Origin of the sequence: Methanobrevibacter millerae (assembly GCF_900103415.1) — an archaeon.
In the GTDB taxonomy this organism is placed as follows: Archaea; Methanobacteriota; Methanobacteria; order Methanobacteriales; family Methanobacteriaceae; genus Methanocatella; species Methanocatella millerae.
Genome location: NZ_FMXB01000007.1, coordinates 18,304 through 34,216, shown reverse-complemented (window position 1 = coordinate 34,216; position 15,913 = coordinate 18,304). Strand labels below are relative to the sequence as shown.

The 15,913-nt window shown below is 37.7% G+C and carries 17 protein-coding genes and 1 tRNA gene; 8 read left to right on the top strand and 10 right to left on the bottom strand.

The features are described from left to right. Positions 1 to 491: 491 nt before the first annotated feature. Genes F3G70_RS05330 through F3G70_RS05295 form a run of 8 tightly spaced genes read right to left on the bottom strand, consistent with a single transcriptional unit; the run spans position 492 to position 8,636 of the window. Positions 492 to 1,679, bottom strand: a complete 1,188-nt coding sequence (locus F3G70_RS05330; protein WP_316502673.1) for an aconitase X catalytic domain-containing protein — start codon at positions 1,677 to 1,679, stop codon at positions 492 to 494. 1 nt (position 1,680) lies between these two features. Further along, positions 1,681 to 3,012 carry a single-stranded-DNA-specific exonuclease RecJ gene (locus tag F3G70_RS05325; protein WP_149731671.1) on the bottom strand — a complete coding sequence of 444 codons (1,332 nt, stop codon included), beginning with the start codon at positions 3,010 to 3,012 and terminating at the stop codon, positions 1,681 to 1,683. Next, entirely contained in the window at positions 3,002 to 3,400 is a 399-nt protein-coding gene (locus F3G70_RS05320) for a 30S ribosomal protein S15 (RefSeq protein ID WP_149731670.1), read from the bottom strand. The genes F3G70_RS05325 and F3G70_RS05320 overlap by 11 nt, the downstream gene beginning before the upstream one ends. Before the next feature lie 22 nt (positions 3,401 to 3,422). Beyond that, positions 3,423 to 3,974 carry an XTP/dITP diphosphatase gene (locus F3G70_RS05315; protein ID WP_149731669.1) on the bottom strand — a complete coding sequence of 184 codons (552 nt, stop codon included), beginning with the start codon at positions 3,972 to 3,974 and terminating at the stop codon, positions 3,423 to 3,425. A gap of 43 nt (positions 3,975 to 4,017) precedes the next feature. Next, positions 4,018 to 5,616 carry a bifunctional N(6)-L-threonylcarbamoyladenine synthase/serine/threonine protein kinase gene (locus tag F3G70_RS05310; RefSeq protein WP_149731668.1) on the bottom strand — a complete coding sequence of 533 codons (1,599 nt, stop codon included), beginning with the start codon at positions 5,614 to 5,616 and terminating at the stop codon, positions 4,018 to 4,020. Between the two features lie 3 nt (positions 5,617 to 5,619). Then, positions 5,620 to 6,087, bottom strand: coding sequence for a cyclic pyranopterin monophosphate synthase MoaC (moaC, locus tag F3G70_RS05305; protein WP_149731667.1), 468 nt, complete (start codon positions 6,085 to 6,087; stop codon positions 5,620 to 5,622). An 8-nt stretch (positions 6,088 to 6,095) separates the two neighbouring features. Next, complete coding sequence (locus tag F3G70_RS05300; protein WP_149731666.1) at positions 6,096 to 7,289, bottom strand: tRNA pseudouridine(54/55) synthase Pus10; 1,194 nt, start codon at positions 7,287 to 7,289, stop codon at positions 6,096 to 6,098. A gap of 6 nt (positions 7,290 to 7,295) precedes the next feature. After that, positions 7,296 to 8,636 (bottom strand): signal recognition particle protein Srp54, encoded by a 1,341-nt coding sequence (locus F3G70_RS05295; RefSeq protein ID WP_149731665.1) that lies wholly within the window; start codon positions 8,634 to 8,636, stop codon positions 7,296 to 7,298. An 82-nt stretch (positions 8,637 to 8,718) separates the two neighbouring features. Here F3G70_RS05295 and hpt point away from each other — a divergent pair, with 82 nt between their 5' ends. The 8 genes from hpt (at position 8,719) to F3G70_RS05255 (ending at position 13,158) form a co-directional block, all read left to right on the top strand. Continuing rightward, complete coding sequence (gene hpt, locus F3G70_RS05290) at positions 8,719 to 9,288, top strand: hypoxanthine/guanine phosphoribosyltransferase (RefSeq protein ID WP_149731664.1); 570 nt, start codon at positions 8,719 to 8,721, stop codon at positions 9,286 to 9,288. Position 9,289: 1 nt separating this feature from the next. After that, positions 9,290 to 10,288 carry a diphthamide biosynthesis enzyme Dph2 gene (dph2, locus tag F3G70_RS05285; RefSeq protein ID WP_149731663.1) on the top strand — a complete coding sequence of 333 codons (999 nt, stop codon included), beginning with the start codon at positions 9,290 to 9,292 and terminating at the stop codon, positions 10,286 to 10,288. Positions 10,289 to 10,366: 78 nt separating this feature from the next. Continuing rightward, a complete protein-coding gene (locus F3G70_RS05280; RefSeq protein WP_149731662.1) occupies positions 10,367 to 10,939 on the top strand; it encodes an exosome complex RNA-binding protein Csl4 in 573 nt (190 codons plus the stop codon). Positions 10,940 to 10,953: 14 nt separating this feature from the next. Beyond that, on the top strand, positions 10,954 to 11,229 hold the full coding sequence (locus F3G70_RS05275) for a DNA-directed RNA polymerase subunit L (RefSeq protein WP_149731661.1): 276 nt from the start codon (positions 10,954 to 10,956) through the stop codon (positions 11,227 to 11,229). Between the two features lie 37 nt (positions 11,230 to 11,266). Then, positions 11,267 to 11,683, top strand: a complete 417-nt coding sequence (locus tag F3G70_RS05270) for an NUDIX domain-containing protein (protein WP_149731660.1) — start codon at positions 11,267 to 11,269, stop codon at positions 11,681 to 11,683. Between the two features lie 85 nt (positions 11,684 to 11,768). Continuing rightward, positions 11,769 to 12,080 (top strand): transcription factor S, encoded by a 312-nt coding sequence (locus F3G70_RS05265; protein WP_149731659.1) that lies wholly within the window; start codon positions 11,769 to 11,771, stop codon positions 12,078 to 12,080. Between the two features lie 10 nt (positions 12,081 to 12,090). Further along, complete coding sequence (locus F3G70_RS05260; protein WP_149731658.1) at positions 12,091 to 13,074, top strand: topoisomerase IV; 984 nt, start codon at positions 12,091 to 12,093, stop codon at positions 13,072 to 13,074. 10 nt (positions 13,075 to 13,084) lie between these two features. Then, a tRNA-Arg gene (locus F3G70_RS05255) sits at positions 13,085 to 13,158 on the top strand. Between the two features lie 6 nt (positions 13,159 to 13,164). Here the strand turns inward: F3G70_RS05255 and F3G70_RS05250 are convergent. Next, on the bottom strand, positions 13,165 to 13,974 hold the full coding sequence (locus F3G70_RS05250; protein ID WP_149731657.1) for an HIRAN domain-containing protein: 810 nt from the start codon (positions 13,972 to 13,974) through the stop codon (positions 13,165 to 13,167). Between the two features lie 8 nt (positions 13,975 to 13,982). Then, on the bottom strand, positions 13,983 to 15,857 hold the full coding sequence (locus tag F3G70_RS05245) for a helicase C-terminal domain-containing protein (RefSeq protein ID WP_149731656.1): 1,875 nt from the start codon (positions 15,855 to 15,857) through the stop codon (positions 13,983 to 13,985). Positions 15,858 to 15,913 lie beyond the last annotated feature (56 nt).

Here is a 15,913-nt window from a genome sequence, read left to right as displayed (position 1 = left end):
TCATTTTTTCTATTGTATAATTAATCTATTAATATAAATAGATTAAATACCGAACTTTATTTTAGTAAAAACAAATATATATCTTTTTCTTTTTGAAAATAAAGGTCAAATTAAAACCGTTTCAGAAAAATAATTATTATCTTAAACAATAGTTAAAAATATATATCATTGATAAACAAATTAAGATATTAATATAATAAATAACAATTTTGTTTAGAAAAGATTTTGAATTATTTAGAAAAGAAATAATATACAATATAATTTATAAACAAAATAACTGTTCAAAATGAAAGAACGATTAATAAAGTTCTAAATAATAAAAATAATGATAATAAGTACGATAAAAGTCAAAAAAAGGAATTAATTCAAATGTTAATAAAATGGTAATAAAATATTCATTAAAAGACACAATGAAAAAAAAATTTATCATTAGTAGAATTTTAAAAAATCTATTGTATAATATATTATATAAAAAAAGTTGGAAAAATTCATCATTCAAATCGAATGAGATTTTCCACATCATCATAAACAACGTCAAGTCCGCACATTGAAGGAACGTAATTCGCTGCCTTTGCTGAGTTGACGCCAATGACTTCAAAGCCCATGTCTTCGATTGGAGCTACAACCATACAGGTGTCGCATACAACGTTTCCGCCCGCGGATTCAATCATTTCTGTATAGCCCATCCTGTCGGCAGTTGCCTTAACGGATACTGAAGTGCAAATCCACAACTTATTCTTAATAGTCTTGCCTTTTACGATTTGGGCAACCTTTTTAATCTCTTCAAGTGAAGCGTGAGGACATCCAAGACAGATCAGATCAGGCTCTTTATCGGTTGTGGTCAATTTGGCTCGAGTCTCTAAAATGTCATTATCAGAAACAAATACGTAATCCTCGATTTCCTCAATGTCATTGATATTCCATTCTGGAGTTACGTTTTCCATATGATACAATGCAACGGAACCTGATGAAGCCAGAGCCGCACCCAAGGTCTTTAAATCATTGTTTGAAGGAGTATTTTTAACTTTAAAGTAAGGAACTCCTCCGCCGACTACTTTTCCGACAATATATCCCAATGCGCCCCAGTCAGCACCGGAAAGTTCGCCGTTAACATTAACGATTAAATTTGCCTTACGGTTTTGTTCCAAATGGAATCCGTAAAGAGGAGTTTTTCCAACAATAGCTGCCGCAAGAGCAGCAGGACCGCCTTCACGATTGCTTCGAGCGCCAATGACTGAATTGACGTAAGCCACAGCAGATGATTCTGACCATGAGACGTGGTCCCTAAATCTTGGAACATTGCCCACAAGATAAGGAGTGCATGTACAGGTTTTAGAGATTCCAAGATTTCCATAGGCATCTACAATCTGGTTTTGCTTGATTGAAAAGTCTTCGGGAAATCCAAGGGCTTTCCAGTTGTCCAAATCGGTTCCCGGCGGATTGAGTGAAGCGTTAATTCCTGAGTATTCAAATTCCTCAGAAGCCAAATCCTCAAGGTATTCAAGGCCTGCCTGGCCTATGGTCTTGTATGAAACTCCGGATACCTGGGCTGAGGTAATGTCAACCAGTTTGGAAGCTCCATAAATGTCTCCCAAAGCCACCAGAATATCCATGCTTTTACGGATGGTTTCTCCAAACTCACCGTCACACATCTTTTCTTCTTTTTTAGTTAAAAACATATTAATCATTACTTAATTGATATTCAATCATCTCATCAAACAAATGAAGGAAATTATCCTTGCTTTCATATGGAATCATGGCTCCGGCCGCAATATCGTGGCCTCCTCCAGTTCCTCCGAAGTTGTTTGAGCTGTCACGAAGTGCCTTTCCCAAATCCACTCCATTGGCTACCATATCCCTTGTTGTCCTTCCGGAAATCTTGATGTCCTTGTGAAGTCTTGAAAGGCCAAGCACAGGTTTTGATGAATCCAAAAGTTCAACTGACAATCCTATACTTGCAATGGTACCCATTACGGATTTTAAAAGCTTGTCTTCACTATACAGATATTGGGAAGAATTCAATTGAACCGCACCTTCCCTTTTAATCCATTCAAGACCCTTGACGATTTGGTCACGGTATTTGCGCTGCAGTTCTGTTGCAGTTGACAATGCCTTTTCACGTTCACCTAAAGCAATGCTTAAACCTAAGCCATATTTCTTGTTTTTACCGCAGGCATCCAAAATATAAGCATATTCCTCAAGGTCCCTAAGCATAGGAATCTCTTTTGGAATCAGATAGCAGTCACCGTAAATGTCAGGGTTTATCTTTATTAATTCAGAAGTCAGAACGTCCTTTTCCTCATCAGCCAAATCTGTGAACTTGATTCCATAGGACAAACCTATCTTTTCCAAAAATGCAGTTGATCCTTCAAGGTCTCCGCTTATTCCCGGCAAAGGCGGCGTAAAAGTATATGCAAGTGACTTAAAGAGCGGTTCTGATGCCTTGGAGACGATTTTCAAGTCTTCGTTGACTTCCAGATTAGTCTCTTTAGCATCATCCAAAATAAGTTTATTAACGCCATTGAATCCGTCCTGGCATTGCATATCTCCAAAAGCACCGATAAGTGCAAAATAAGCCAAATGTTTTTTATCCAGATTGCGGACACACAGGTAAGCAGAACCCGCTCCGGACAAATCTTTACTGCCATCAATTTCAAATAGGTGTGGATTGACATGAACCAAATTACTATCTGCTTCAGTTCCGTCAACCTGATGGTGATCAGCAATAATAACATCACTTTTGAATGTGTTTAATTCACTTACAAATGCACTGCCCATATCAGAAAAGATGAATAAATCATGTTGCTCATGTCTGAGCTGATTTATAACATCCTCTTTAAGGCGTGGCACTATAGTTGTGTGAAATTGAACATTTTCTTCCTTTAAAGCATTCGCTATTACAGCTGCTGCTGATATTCCATCAGCGTCGTTATGTGAAATTATACGAATAATTTCATCATTTTCAATATGCTCTTTGAGCATATTACTGGCTTCGCCACCTCTATTTAACAAGGAGTGCTGCTTGTTTTGGATTATATCTCCAACCTTCTGGTAATTCGCCTTCGCTTACGTAGTAAGAACCTAATTTTCTGATTCTTGATTCAATAATAGTTAAACCTCTTTTTGAGTGTAAATCTTTAGGATTTTCTTCCAAGTGGTCTCTGATGTTAACTGCTCTTCTAATTAAGTTCATTAAATCTTCTGGGTATTCACCAGCTTGATCGTTTCTTTTTAAGATTTCAGTGATTCTTTCACCGGTTACGTCTTTTACTTTAGGGATTCCGTATTGGTCCCTTAAGATAATACCGATTTCGGAAGTACTTTTACCTTCTCTGTTAAATTTTAAAATCATTTCTTCAATTTCTTCGTTACTATAAGTTACCCATTCCGGTCTTGCCATATTAATAACCTCTATTAAAATATTAATCTTGAGTAGTATACCACTCTATAAATTTCTTTAATGAATTTTTTCTATGTGAAAATTGGTTTTTCTCATCAGTCGTCAGTTCGCCAAAAGTCTTACACTCACTAGGCACATAAAATATAGGATCAAAAGCAAACCCTAAATCTCCTTTTTCTTCGACTGATATTTCTCCTTCGACCTTGCCTAAAAAAGTCTTGGGCTCAGAATTGGGGGTGCAGTACCCAATAACTGACCTGAATTCGGCATAACGGTCAGAAACATTATTTAACAACTTTAAAACTCCCTGATTTCCCAAGGTATCCTGAACGTAATGAGAATAGGTTCCCGGAAATCCGTTTAAAGCCTTAATGAATAAACCAGCATCTTCAACTATCACAGGTCTATTAAGCTTATGACTGGCATATTTTGCACCAAACATAGCCACTTCCTCAAGAGTTCCCTGAGGTTCCATGTAGCCTAAGTCAATATGCTCAAGTTTTATGTCATAATCTTTGAAAATATTCTCTGCTTCTATAACTTTATGTTTGTTCCCAGTTATAAATGTTATCATAAAAATAGATTTGAATGAAATTTTTTATATATTTATCTAAAAATTAATGAGTATATCTGCCGCGATGTTCTATCTCATCAATCTTTTCAATTATTTTAGAGTCATCATAACCCTTTAAAACTTCATCAAAATAGCTGACAGCTTTTTCATAGTCAATACTTTGCAGAGATTTCTTTAAAACAAGCAAATCAACTGCCTTATCTTCGGATAAGTCTGAGTATCTTCCCAAACCGAAATCAATGAATACCAAATCGTCATCCAAAAGCATTATGTTTGAAGAGGTAATGTCTCCGTGAATAATGTCTGCGCAGTGCAGTTTGGCAATTTCACAACCGACCCCGAATGCCAGATTCTCATCAATGACATCTTTAAGCATTACTCCATTAATGGCTTCCATCAGGATTGATTTTTCAGCCAGATCAACATCATAAAGGATTGGAGTCCTTACTCCTGCCCGTTTGGCATCACTCAATAATTTGGCTTCAAGTTTGCAACGTGATTTTCTGATTTTTGAGTCAATTTCAGGGATTCTGTAGCTTTTAGGTATTCTTGCTTTTAAAACTGCTTCTTTACCCATATATGAGCTTTTTATAATGTTTGATTCTGCTCCCTTTGCAATCAAGTCATCAGGAAGTTTCAAATAGCTTTTTGTATTGTCAATCCACGGAATGTCAACTTCATCCGTTCTGAAGCGCTGTATTATTCCAGTCTCACTTAAATCCATCGGACCGAACTCATTACACATTAACAGGCCTAGCCATGCAATCATGACTCCATTATCCCCGCACAGCTTCATTTCGGGCATGTAGAATTTGGCTCCGTGCTCTTCAGACATTGTCTTAAGCATTTCACGCAGCCTTGAGTTTGCTGAAACCCCTCCGCACAACATCACTTCATCCTTTTGCGTATGTGAGAGTGCACGCTCGGTTACTTCAACAAGCATTGCAAATGCGGTTTCCTGAAGTGAAAAGCATACATCTTCAATGCTTACTCCTTTCTGGTATTTTCGCAAAGCGGCTGATAATAATCCTGAAAATGAAAAGTCCATTCCCTTTACTACATAAGGCAGGTCAACATAATTACCCTTTTTGGCCAGTTTTTCAATTACCGGTCCTCCGGGATGTCCCAAGCCGGTTTCACGGCCAAACTGATCCAGGCAATTTCCTATGGCAATGTCTAAGGTTTCGCCGAAAATCCTGTAGCGTCCGCTTTCATATGCAATGACCTGACTGTTCCCTCCACTTACATATAATGAAACGGGATTAACTGCGCCAGTATCAAGCTTTCCGACTTCAACGTGTCCAATGCAGTGATTAACTCCAATAATCGGCTTTTTTAAAGACAATGCTAAAGACCTTGCCGAGGTTGCAACTATCCTTAATGCAGGTCCCAGTCCAGGACCCTGTGAAAATGAGATTAAATCAATGTCATCGTAACTTATTCCTGCGTTTTCAACTGCTTTTGGTATTAATTTGGGAATCCATTCGCCGTGGTGTTCTGCGGCAATTCTTGGATGAATTCCACCCTCTTCAGGAAATAGCTGGCAGCCTTCCATTGCCAATATGTTGCCGTCACTGTCTACAATGCCTACTCCGGTCTTTTCTGCAGTTCCTTCGATTCCTAGAGATATCACGCTAATCAACAGTTAAATTTTTTCCTTTTTCAATACTTTAATTTCGCTTATTTTTGTATCAGGATACTGTCCGTCTTCATCCTTTTCAACGGCCTTAACCATATCCCATATAGTTAAAAGGGCAACGCTTACGCCTGTTATGGCTTCCATTTCCACTCCGGTTTTTCCTAAAGTGTTAACGCCGCACGTACATGTAATTACATCAGATTCAACGTCAAAATCAATTTCAATGCCCGTTAAATTCAAAGGATGACATAATGGAATGATTGATGAAGTGTTCTTAACGGCCTGAATTCCTGCTATTTGAGCCGTAGTCAATACGTTTCCCTTTTTGATTTCTTCTTCCTGAATCATTTTAATAGTATTTTCGTCCAGAAATATCTGTCCTGAGGCTACTGCTCTTCTCTTCTGATCAGGCTTTGCGCCGACTTCAACCATGTGTACTCCACTGTCCGTTAAATGTGTAAATTCATCTGCCATAATTATCACTACTTTTCACTTACTTCAATTACATCCAATTTTTCACAAATCGCCTTAACGCCCAGTTTTTCAGCGACGTTGGGATTTGACCTTCCTTCATCTCCGGAAATCAGTTCCTTGATGTATAATCCCCCTTCGGTTTTGATTGTCATTTCAAAGGAGGTATCGTCGATTATTTCATAGGATAAATCCAGGACATGCTTGATTCTAACCTTGTCGGCACGCCTGTGTGAAACCCTTATAGGAGTCTGCTGGTGGATTTCGCCCAAATCCTTCAAAGCCACTAATTTATCCTTGTCATAGGCCTCTTCGCATTTCACAAGAGCCCTGTAAACCTTATATGCATCCGGTGAAGATACTTTAATCTCCGCCTTTCTCTTTCTTTCGCAAAACTTCAAACCATGATACTGAGTTTTTCCCTCATTAATTTCATTGATTTCCTTTTCCAATTTTTCCAAATCAATTTTTCTTATTCTAGGTTCCTTTATTTCTAGGACAAATGGTCTTCCGGAACCCAGCATCAGCACGTCAATGTCTTCACGACCGGCACCGTGGAACTTTGCCTCATAACCTTTAGTTGCTTTTAAAACATGTTCAGATATTAATTCCTCAACGGAGCATGGATACTGCTTTCCCGTGAAATTGCATTCCTCACATCCCCTGCCTTTGCATTTGCCGCAGGGCCATTTTGTCTGGGGAATTCCACGAACCAGTTTATTGTATTTTCCTTCAATGAAAATAGGATTAATCTGAACCCTGACCTTGGGGTTTTTAATTAAATTAACGTTAACGATAATGTCCTGCTTTTCGAAATTGACTTCTTTTTTTAAGGTATTTTCCAATTCTTTTCCTATAATCCTATTGATTTCCTTTTTTATTGGCTCAACATCCAAATCCAAATCCTTAATGAATTCTTCATCCCTCTGCTGAACCTCTTTAGGAATTCTGGAGCCGACTACAAAGGAGTCAAATTCCACTTCAAGAAAAACGAGCTTATCATATATTTTTCCAAAGAGCTCATCATCAATCTTGTCAAAGATGTTATCGCAAATTACGCATTCATTAAAGTCCAAATCCAAATCCAATGATTCAGCTCTTGAAACGTTGTCTTCACCGTCAATGCTTTTTGAAAGCATCCTTCCAAGGCAATGCCTGCAGAGTTTGCCGTCTGATTTTTCAATGATTTCATCAACTAACTGCATGTGAATCTATCTCATGAATTGGCCCATCATACGGTTCATTGCACCGCCGCCTAGACGGCCGCCACGTTTTCCAAATCCCTTCATGGTCTTTTTGGTGTTATTATAGTATTTTAAAAGCTCTTTTACTTCGGATTCATCAACACCGGCACCGCGTGCAATCCTCTGGATTCTTGACTGCTTTATGATTTTCGGATTCTGCATCTCCTCCTTGGTCATTGATGACATCATAATCTTATAGGACTCGATTTTGTCTTCTGTCATCTGGGAGGCTTCCTTGGAAATCTTGTTTCCCATTCCAGGAATCATGTTTAAGACCTGCTGCATAGGACCCATCTTGTTCATCATTTCAAACTGGTTTTTCATGTCTTCAAGGGTGAACTTGCCCGTCAGCATGTTGTTCATCGTCTTTTGGGCAATATCCTCATCGATATTCTCTTCAGCCTTTTCAATCAGGCTTTTGATGTCTCCCATACCCAATAATCTTGATATGAACCTTTCAGGGTCGAATACTTCAAAGTCGTCAATCCTCTCACCAGTACCGATGAACTTGATTGGAGCTCCGGTTTCTGCAACGGCGGACAATGCGCCCCCACCTTTTGCTGAACCGTCGAGTTTGGTAATGATAATGGAACCGATATCAGTGGCCTGTGAAAACGCTCTTGCCTGTTCACCTGCCTGCTGACCTATTGTTCCGTCAATTACAAGAATTGCTTCGGTAGGATTGATTATATCGTCCAGCTGATCCATTTCAGCAATCAAATCAGATTCTTCCTTGTGCCTACCTGCAGTATCGAAAATTATTACCTTACGGTTCTTGAACTCATCAAGACCCTTTTTGGCTAAATCTAAAGCGTCCTTGTTTTCCGGATCGCCGTAAAGCGGAACGTCCATCTCTTCGGTTAACTGCCTTAGCTGCTCATAAGCTGCAGGCCTCCATGTGTCCGTACATACGACTGCAGGGTTGAAACCCTTTTTCTGCAGGTATCTGCACAGTTTACCTATGGTAGTTGTCTTACCGCTACCCTGAAGACCTAAAAATAGAATCTTAAAAGGCCTTTCGTTAATGTCCAATGGTACGGCTTCGCTTCCCAACAGATTTACCATTTCCTCATAAATGATTGTTATGACATGCTCCCTTGGAGTGATTCCCTTTGGAGGTTCCTCTTCAAGAGCCCTGTTTTCTATTCTTTTTGATAAATCTAAAACTAAAGCAATATTAACATCAGATTGAATTAATGCACGTTGGATATCTTTAACAACTTCTTTTATTGTTTTTTTATCAATAACTGACATTCCTACTAATTTTTTCATTGTATTAGTAAGATTTTCTCCTAAATTACCGAGCATATTATCACTTTTTTAAATAAATATAATTAATATTATAATAAGATATATTTATTATTAACTTTAAAATTTTTGTGTGAGTACTATGTTGGAAGAAGTAAAGAAATCTTTGGAATCATCCCCTATTGTAAAAAAGGGAGATTATAATTATTTTGTAAATCCCATAAGTGATGGCGTTCCTGCCATGGACCCTAAAATGCTACGTGAATTGTCATTGGCAGTACACAAACATGCGGATTTGGATGTTGATAAAATCGTTGCTGTTGAAGCCATGGGAATACATTTGGCTACCGCACTGTCCCTTGCAACCGATATTCCTTTTGTTGTAATCAGAAAAAGGCAATACGGTCTTGAGGGTGAACAGGAAGTATATCAGAAAACCGGATACGGCTCATCAAACCTCTACATTAACGATTTGCACCCAGGCGAAAAAATATTAATCATCGATGATGTTGTAAGTACCGGAGGAACCTTCATAGCCCTGCTTAAAACCTTACAGGACATGGACCTTGAAATCAAGTCTGCAGTGGCAGTCATTGAAAAGGGCGAAGGAAAGAAAATCGTTGAAAAGGAAACCGGCATTGAACTTTTAAGCATAATCAAGCTTGATGTCATTGACGGAAAGGTAGTCATTGAAAAAACGATTGAAGATTAAAATGTCACTGTACAATATGGATTTGGATAGGGTAATCCGCAAAATCAACTCCCAAGACATTAAAACAGTTGGTCTGCAGTTTCCGGAAGGACTTAAGATGCAGGCGGTAAACGTTGCCCGAATAATTGAAGATGAATGCGACGTTAATGTGATAATTTCCGGAGACCCTTGCTTTGGAGCCTGCGACGTAAGCGACTACAAGATGAAGGATTCCGTTGATTTGATAATACACTTCGGCCATACCCCCCTTCCAATCAGATATGAAACTCCAACCCTTTTCATAGAGGCCTTTGCAAACATTGACGTTAAAAAGGATTTGAAAAGATGCCTTGAAGTCTTAACTGACTATTCAAGAATCGGACTTGTTACCACAACCCAGCATCTGCATCTTTTAAATGAAATGAAGGATTTTCTTGAGGATAACGGAAAGGAAGTCGTGCTCGGATCATCCAAAAGCACAAGAAAGGGTCAGGTATTGGGCTGCAACTTCTCTTCAATCAAAAATCTGGATGCTGAAGTATTCCTCTTTGTGGGAAGCGGAAATTTTCATCCTTTAGGAATCCACTTATTCACAAACACCCCTGTCTTTGCCCTTGACCCATATAACAGCGAAATCAGGGAAATGACCGAATATGCGGACAGGATTTTAAGAATAAGATTTGCAAGAATAGTGAAGGCCAGGGAAGCGAAAAAATGGGGTATCATCGTTTCATCAAAGGAAGGCCAGTACAGGATGGAACTTGCAAATGAAATCAAAAGGATTCTTAAGGACAATGGAATGGAAGGATTTATAATAATGCTTGATAACGTTAATCCGGATGCTCTTTTAGCATATCTTGAATTGGACGCATTTGTGGTAACTGCATGTCCAAGAATAGCTATTGATGATTCCCAGATGTATAAAAAACCACTTATCACTCCACAGGAGCTTGAAATTGTTTTAAATAAAAGAGATTGGGAAAATTATCAGCTGGATGAAATACTCTTTCACAAAAGATAATTGCACTAACTATAAATATGAACATTAATAAAATTAATATATTAATAAAAAATTTTTTTCTTACTTTGGTGATTTAATATGGGCGTAGATAAAGATCAAATAGTAATGCCAGGCGATAAATTAGGAATAATTGAACAATATGTACCGGGAGACGGTACTTACGACGATAATGGAGAAATTAAATCATCAGTACTAGGAAATGTCAAGATTAATGGTAAAAGAAGAATTATCTCAGTCGATTCAAAGCTAGGCAAGCCTGCTCTTTTGAAAAAGGGCGACATTGTATACGGTCAGATTACCGACATCAAGCCTCAAAGGGCTAACATCAATATAGACTGCATCAAGGATAATCCAAGACCTCTAGCCTTGCCTTATATGGGAGCCATTCACATCTCTCAGGCAAAAAAGGACTATCTTGAAAAGGTGGGCGATGCATTCAGAATAGGAGATATCGTTCAGGCAAAGGTAGTTAAAATCACTGGAGATAACGTTGATTTAAGTACTGTAGATAAAGACTGTGGTGTCCTAAAGGCAATGTGTACCCGCTGCAGGGACTACATGCACACCACCAACAAAAGAGACGAAGTTCAATGTAATTCATGTAACAAAAAAGAAAAGCGTAAAGTATCAATAAACTATGTAAATGAATAGATAAGGTAGATAAAATGGATAATATCAGAGTTTTAAAAAGTAGTGCAACCGAAATCGAATTTGAAATTGAAGATGAAAGCCACGGAGTATGTAATGCACTCAGACACATTTTAATGCAGGATGATGATGTTGAATACGCAGTATACAATATCGACCACCCGCTTACAGGCAAACCAATAATGACCATAAAGACAAACGGCGCAGACCCAAAGGCTGCATTGAAAAAAGCTGCTGAACAACTCAAATCAGACAGCGCAACTTTCAAACAACTTATTGAAGACAATTTATAGCTTCAATAATTTTATTCTTATTTTTTGTGTGATACGTATGGGAAAATATAAAAATCCCAGCTTGACGGTAGACATTTTTATTTTTGATGAAGATGAAAATTTCATTTTAATAAAGAGAGGAAATGAACCCTACAAGAACTACTGGGCACTTCCCGGAGGTTTTGTTGATTACGGCGAATGCGTTGAAGACGCTGCAATAAGGGAAGCTTTGGAAGAAACCAGCATTAAAGTAAACCTAAAAGAGCTTGTTGGAGTTTATTCAGACCCTTCAAGAGATCCCCGAAGACATACCGTAAGTATTGCATATACCGCAAAGGGAAATATGGCAGATATGAAAGCTGATGACGACGCATGCGATATAGCAATTTTCAGCAAAGGAGATTTGGAAAAGATGAATCTTGCCTTTGACCATGAAAAAATTATAAATGATTGTTTCAATTCCCTTTCCAAGTAAATATTCTAATTAGAAAAACTATAACTTTATATAATTTAAAAAAAAGATTTTAAATAGATAGGATAAAAATTAAGAGGTTGATATAATGGAATTTTGCCCGGAATGTGGTGCAATGTTACTTCCTAATGATAACAAACTTAAATGCGCTTGTGGATATACAAAGGATTTGGCTTCAGACAACAACGAATATTCCGTTCACCAGGAAGTGAAAGGTAAACAAGGCGTTGTTGACATGGGTGAAGCTATTGATTTAAGATCAAAAATCACTGAAATATGTCCTGAATGTGGCCATAATGAAGCTTACTATGAATTAAAACAAACCCGTAGTGCGGATGAAGCACCTACAAGGTTCTTTGAATGCGCATCATGCGGCCACAAATGGAGAGATTACGATTAAGAGGATTCATATGAAAGATTCTAAAGAAAAAGAGCATAGGATTTCCAATTTAAAAAACATGCTTGATCATATGGACGATGAGGAAAAGCCGGAAAACTCGGAGCTTGAATTCGATGAAGATGATTTCGAAGAGGACGAAGAATTAATCAATTTCCTTAATGAAGGACATGAAGATTATGAAATAGATGACGAATACATCTACCGTCCTGGAAAAGACAATCCCTATGCCGTGAATTTAGAAGATAATGCTGAAATTGATGAAAATTACATAATTGAAACCAATATCAATGAACAATTGGATGAAAAGGCTCCGGTCATTAATCAGGCTGAAGGCTTTGAAGACAATATCGGCGATAACTTTGACAATCTTGTCAACATTAAAATCGGAGAAAGGCCTGTTTTGGCAATAATATGCATAGTGCTTGGACTGGTATTTATAGTTGCCTCCGTTTTTGTCTACAATTCAGGTTCAGAGAGAATAATCGACAACGTTGTCTCCGGGGAAAACAACTTTTTGGTTGTAGTCCTTATCATTATAGGAATTTTGCTCTTGATTTACGGAGTATTTAAGGTACTTAACCTGAAAAGTCCGCTGGACAATATGATTGACTCCATCAACACTGTTGAGGAAGAAAAGGAAACCTTAAATAAAGTTGAAGAGAAAAAAGAAGAGAAAGTCATACCAAAAAGTAACATTCCGCTTGACAAGGAATCCTATAAAATCGGCGAGTTCGACATGGACGATTTAAAGAATAGTCTTAAAAAATCTTTTTCTAAAAACCTGAACACCAAAAAAGAAGAACCATCAAAAGAAAATGCTGAAGAGGAAATTGATGTTGAAGACCTTCCTCCCGCACGTGAAAAATCAGAATCTGAAAAGGGTTTGATTAAGGAAGAGATTGAAGAGAAAGACTATGAACAAGCTCGGCTTGACGGCGAATCAATCGATGAAATTTTCGCTGACGTCAAAGAACTTAAAGATGATGAAAAATAATTAATTTATTGGGCCTGTGGTCTAGTCTGGAATGACGCAGGACTTCGGATCCTGAGATCGGGGGTTCAAATCCCTCCAGGTCCGCTATTTTTATATTAATTTTGCGATGATATACTCGTCCAGATATACGAACAATATTTCGGCCTGGGCGTCATCGGAAATTAAACCATTTATTTTTGAAGCGCTTTTAATGCCATCCATAAGCGTGTATTCGCTGTTGGCGACATAGCCCACCTTTTTGTTATCAAGATATATGGCTATCGCATCACTGTCATACTCGTTTTCACTCTCTTTTACCAAATCAACAATCTGGCCAGCACTCGGAGTGAAGTTATAGAAATAGCTTCCGGTAATGTTGATTAAAACATCTTCATTATTGTTTAAATAATCAACCTGTGCTTCAAATTCCCTTAGCTTATCGAATTCTCCGTAAGCAATCAGATAATTTTTTCTGGCTTCAACAGGTTCTTTTAACGCTTCTAAAATCTCACCCTTTAAAAAATAGAATTCGGATGAGTCTTCACTTTTAGGAATAATTTCCAAAGCCTCGTCAATTAACGCTAAAGCCTTTTGATATTCCAGGTCAGGAAAAAAGGCGATTTTAGCCCATTTGTATAATGAATTGGCAATGAAAGTCTTGATTTCATCACCATCATTTAAAACTAAAGCTTTTTTAAAGGATTCAACGGCCTTTTCGTACTCGGCAAGATTATCAAGAATAATGCCTTTATAATACCAGTTTTCATAATCATTGGAGTCCTTTTCGATTAACTTATTAATTAACGTTAAAGCTTCGTCGAATTTTCCTTCATTAACTAAATTATCGACTTTTGAAGTTTCAGGAATCTTGAATGAAGTTTGAGCAGAATCCTTCGAATAGACCAAATAATCTTTTTTCATTTAAATCATTATTTTTTAACTCTTACAACAGCTTCCTTAAAGAAATCAGGAACAAGTGAACGGTAAAGAGGACTTTTAAGCACCATATTAATGTCCGAATCAAGGATATAGGTATAGCAGTAATCGTCTTCCGCACGCATTCCACGTCCGTAGGCCTGCATAAGCGTCATTACAGTCTTATAAGCATACCATTTCTGGTCCTTCTTGCGTCTCATGTTAATCTGCATGTCCCCAAGGTAAGGAAACGGTATTTTATAGATTACCTGGAAGCGACACTTGTCGTAAGGCAAATCAACGCCTTCACTCATTGACGGAGAAACAAGAACCAACGGATTTTCGTCCTTTTCAAAATATTCAAGTATCCTTTCCCTGTTATCGGAATTGTGGGAAATAAGCCTTGAATTAATCAGGTTATTGTTAATATAATGCTGGCACTTATAGCTGTTGGTGTGAATAAGTCCCTTTTCATCTTTATGCCTTTCTAAAATCTCCTTTAAAATAGGAATGGTCTTTGGTGCGGTTTTAGCTACCCTGTTTTTAGACATCTTTCCGGCCAGATTCAGAATTATAGGCCTCTTTTCCTTGGTGAAAGGGCTGTCCACCTTGATGTGATAGACTTCATCAGGGGATAATCCTAGCCACTTTGCAAATAAGTTGCTGGATAAAATAGTTGCACTCATGAAAATAACAACATCTCCGTACTTTAAAAGATTGTTCTTGGCATAATGGTGAACCCTTAAAGGCTTGAATGACACACCTGTCTCGTCGCTGTCAATGACCCAGTTTTCAGGCTCGTTTTCAAGATTCTTTTTAAGAATTTTAAGTCTTGAAATTGTAGATCGAATCCTTTCAGCCTTGTTTTTGGATAAATCCTTAACGTCAATGTCCTCATAAGCATCACCGATTGCTGAAATCTCCATTATCCAATCCTGAACTTCGCCGTCCTTTAAGGTTTCTTTAGAAATGACCTTGCTGATATCCTTTTCCAGACGGTTATTATATAAGTTAACTTCCATTGTTTTCATCAGCTTGGATTCTATATTATGGGCTTCGTCTAAAATCATTAAAGATCTGGTTCCAAAGTGCTTTACATAATTCAGCTCAGCTATTGCGTAATCATAATTCATTAATGTAATGGGGGAGTTGATTGCATTGGCCTTTTGGCTCCAGTAATGACAGTGGGATAATGACTGGTAAAAGACCGCTCCGCCAAATGAATCTTCAAATGCCAGTATTCCATCAAGGGTTGGGTTTTTGGCAACACCATATGAACAGAAAAAGTTGCTTGAAGTAGGAGAAGTCTTACAGGTTCCCATATCACACGTTACTTCAAGCCCATCATTCAAACAGGCGAAATTGGATCTTCCTTTAACCAACGGGAATTTAAATTCGTCACTGTATTGGGCCTGCAGCTGTTTTGTCATCGTTAAAATATAGGCTGATTCATACATTTTGGCCAGTGTTGTGGCTATGGCTGATTTTCCGGTTCCCGTACCGGCTTCCAGAATAATGTATTTATAGCCCTGCTTGATTGCATCGTTAATATCCTGAATTATTTCCAATTGCCCTAATCTGGGTTCATAAAACGGAAAGTTCTCAATAATATCATCGTCAATATGAGGATATAATTCCTTAAGCTCCAGAAATCTGTTAACCTGCATCTTATGGTCTTCAATACAATAGACTTCCGGAATCTCATCATCCACTACATCGTGTTTAATAATAACCTTATCAGCATAGGAATTCAGACTTTTATTTTCAGCTTTAGGCTGTGAAAATGAAAACAAAGTTGTAGAACTTTCATTTTCAAAAGATTCCTTATTTTCACATATGCAATTGCTTTTAAGCATACCGCAGTTTGGACAGAACATTGAATTTGACATCACAAATAATATTAGTATAATGTCCTATAAATAAATTATATAAGAGCGTTTGATAA

Excerpts from the sequence above, each read along its gene's own strand:
- F3G70_RS05330 (WP_316502673.1), bottom strand. The coding sequence starts at position 1,679 with ATGTTTTTAACTAAAAAAGAAGAAAAGATGTGTGACGGTGAGTTTGGA.
- F3G70_RS05320 (WP_149731670.1), bottom strand. The coding sequence starts at position 3,400 with ATGGCAAGACCGGAATGGGTAACTTATAGTAACGAAGAAATTGAAGAA.
- F3G70_RS05315 (WP_149731669.1), bottom strand. The coding sequence starts at position 3,974 with ATGATAACATTTATAACTGGGAACAAACATAAAGTTATAGAAGCAGAG.
- moaC (WP_149731667.1), bottom strand. The coding sequence starts at position 6,087 with ATGGCAGATGAATTTACACATTTAACGGACAGTGGAGTACACATGGTT.
- F3G70_RS05300 (WP_149731666.1), bottom strand. The coding sequence starts at position 7,289 with ATGCAGTTAGTTGATGAAATCATTGAAAAATCAGACGGCAAACTCTGC.
- F3G70_RS05295 (WP_149731665.1), bottom strand. The coding sequence starts at position 8,636 with ATGCTCGGTAATTTAGGAGAAAATCTTACTAATACAATGAAAAAATTA.
- hpt (WP_149731664.1), top strand. The coding sequence starts at position 8,719 with ATGTTGGAAGAAGTAAAGAAATCTTTGGAATCATCCCCTATTGTAAAA.
- dph2 (WP_149731663.1), top strand. The coding sequence starts at position 9,290 with ATGTCACTGTACAATATGGATTTGGATAGGGTAATCCGCAAAATCAAC.
- F3G70_RS05280 (WP_149731662.1), top strand. The coding sequence starts at position 10,367 with ATGGGCGTAGATAAAGATCAAATAGTAATGCCAGGCGATAAATTAGGA.
- F3G70_RS05275 (WP_149731661.1), top strand. The coding sequence starts at position 10,954 with ATGGATAATATCAGAGTTTTAAAAAGTAGTGCAACCGAAATCGAATTT.
- F3G70_RS05270 (WP_149731660.1), top strand. The coding sequence starts at position 11,267 with ATGGGAAAATATAAAAATCCCAGCTTGACGGTAGACATTTTTATTTTT.
- F3G70_RS05265 (WP_149731659.1), top strand. The coding sequence starts at position 11,769 with ATGGAATTTTGCCCGGAATGTGGTGCAATGTTACTTCCTAATGATAAC.
- F3G70_RS05260 (WP_149731658.1), top strand. The coding sequence starts at position 12,091 with ATGAAAGATTCTAAAGAAAAAGAGCATAGGATTTCCAATTTAAAAAAC.
- F3G70_RS05250 (WP_149731657.1), bottom strand. The coding sequence starts at position 13,974 with ATGAAAAAAGATTATTTGGTCTATTCGAAGGATTCTGCTCAAACTTCA.
- F3G70_RS05245 (WP_149731656.1), bottom strand. The coding sequence starts at position 15,857 with ATGTCAAATTCAATGTTCTGTCCAAACTGCGGTATGCTTAAAAGCAAT.